The sequence below is a fragment of the Nostoc sp. CHAB 5715 genome (genome assembly GCF_020829685.1).
GTDB lineage: Bacteria > Cyanobacteriota > Cyanobacteriia > Cyanobacteriales > Nostocaceae > Nostoc.
The window spans coordinates 1-2,331 of record NZ_JAIVFR010001087.1 but is presented as its reverse complement, the minus strand read 5'-3'; the positions used below and the strand labels follow the sequence as shown (position 1 = coordinate 2,331).

Sequence of the window (2,331 nt, the reverse complement as noted above, 5' to 3'; positions counted from 1 at the left end):
AAAGTGGGCTACATCTACCAGAAGGTCTGAGTAAATAAGCAGTAAACGCGGATCTAAAAGTACTGCTCGATGGGTTATTTGCAGAACATAATATCTCTAAATACATTTGTTGGTACTATACACCAATGGCGATCGCATGGGCTAGCCATTTAGAACCTGAAGCTGTTATCTACGATTGCATGGATGAATTGTCTGCCTTTAAAGGAGCATCACCTACTTTAAAGAACTACGAAGCAGAACTATTTCGTCGGGCAAACCTAGTATTTACAGGTGGGCAAAGCCTTTACGAAAGTAAAGTAAACCAGCATCCAAACGTTTATGCATTTCCCAGTAGTGTAGATGTAGCCCACTTTGGACAAGGAAGAACCCTTAAAGAAGAACCAGCAGACCAAGCAAATATTCCTCATCCGCGCCTTGGCTTCTTTGGTGTAATTGATGAGCGAATGGATATTGAATTACTAGCTGGAATTGCCGAGGCTCGTCCTGATTGGCATTTAGTCTTAATTGGGCCAGTTGTGAAAATTGACCCAGCAGTTCTGCCACAGTATGAAAATATTCATTATCTCGGTAGTAAAGACTATAAAGACTTACCTGCATATCTGGCGGGTTGGGATTTGGCAATATTGCCGTTTGCGCGAAACGAGTCAACACGTTTTATTAGCCCGACTAAAACACCAGAGTATTTAGCCGCAGGTAAACCTGTAGTCTCTACCTCGATTCGGGATGTGGTGCGTCCTTATGGAGACTTGAAGCTAGTACGAATTGCAGACACTGCTGAAGAGTTTGTCGTCGCCGCAGAACAGGCATTGCAAGAAGATACCCCAGCATCAGGATGGTTGAGTCGGGTAGATGCTTTCTTAGAGCAGATTTCTTGGGATTGGACTTGGGGATCGATGATGCAGTTGATAGAATCTGCGATCGCAACTACACAAAATACCACAATTAATGGTAAAAATGGGAAATCTCCCATCTCAACAGATATCCCAGAAGCACCAAGCATCATTACCAGAGACTTTATATTTGATTACTTAGTTGTTGGTGCAGGTTTCTCTGGTAGCGTTATTGCTGAACGCTTGGCGAGAAATTCCGGTAAAAAAGTATTAGTTGTAGACAAGCGCAACCACATCGGCGGCAATGCTTACGACCATTACGACGACCACGGAATTCTCGTACATAAATATGGCCCCCACATCTTTCATACCAGTTCCCGCGAAGTATTTGACTATCTCTCCCAGTTCACTCCCTGGCGTTCTTACGAGCATCACGTTCTAGCCAGTGTAGATGGACAACTTGTTCCCATTCCCATTAACCTTGACACGATCAACAAACTCTATGGAATGAACCTCAATTCATTCCAAGCAGAAGAGTTTTTCCAGTCAGTTGCAGAACCGAGAGAACACATCCGTACCTCTGAAGATGTAGTGATTAGTAAAGTTGGTCAGGAACTTTACGAAAAGTTCTTCAAAAACTACACTCGCAAACAATGGGGACTAGATCCTTCAGAACTTGACAAAACAGTAATTGCCCGAATTCCCACCCGTACCAACCGCGACAGCCGATATTTCACAGATAGTTACCAAGCAATGCCACTGCACGGCTTTACCCGGATGTTTGAGAATATGTTAAATCATCCGAACATTAAGGTAATGCTCAACACCGATTACCGCGAAATCGAGAAGGCTATACCTTGCCGTGAGATGGTTTACACTGGGCCAGTTGATGAGTTTTTTGATTGTCGCTACGGTAAACTACCCTATCGCTCATTAGATTTCAAACATGAGACGCATCACACCCCTGTGTTTCAGTCAGCGCCAGTAATTAACTATCCCAACGAACAACTGTATACCCGGATTACCGAATTTAAGTATCTGACTGGACAGGAACACTCCAAAACTAGTATTGTTTACGAGTTTCCCAAGGCAGAGGGCGACCCCTATTATCCAGTACCACGTCCTGAAAATCAGGAAATTTACAAACAATACAAAGCCCTGGCTGAGTCAACATCAGGTGTGCATTTTGTGGGACGGCTAGCTACATACAAGTATCTCAACATGGATCATTGTGTGGCACAGGCTTTAGCAACATACAAAGAAATAGCGGTTAAGGCTTGAGTTTGTTGATGTTGATCGTGGGCAGGCACTGCCCAGACTGCAATTTTTTAAAGTAGAGACGCAATCCATCGCGTCTCTACACAAGTCATGTTGGCAATTTTATTTACTTCCTTTTTTATTGCTGGTTAAAGAATTTTCGGGTATTTACAAGTGACTGATAGCGAATTTGTAACTGATGAAAGGCTTTGTCTATTTCGCTGAATTCGAGTGCTAATTCTTC

1 pseudogene is annotated in these 2,331 nt (G+C 43.2%); it reads left to right on the top strand.

From position 1 onward, the window contains the following. Positions 1–2,111: pseudogene (gene glf, locus LC574_RS36215) on the top strand (UDP-galactopyranose mutase); the annotation flags it as partial. Between the last annotated feature and the right edge of the window lie 220 nt (positions 2,112–2,331).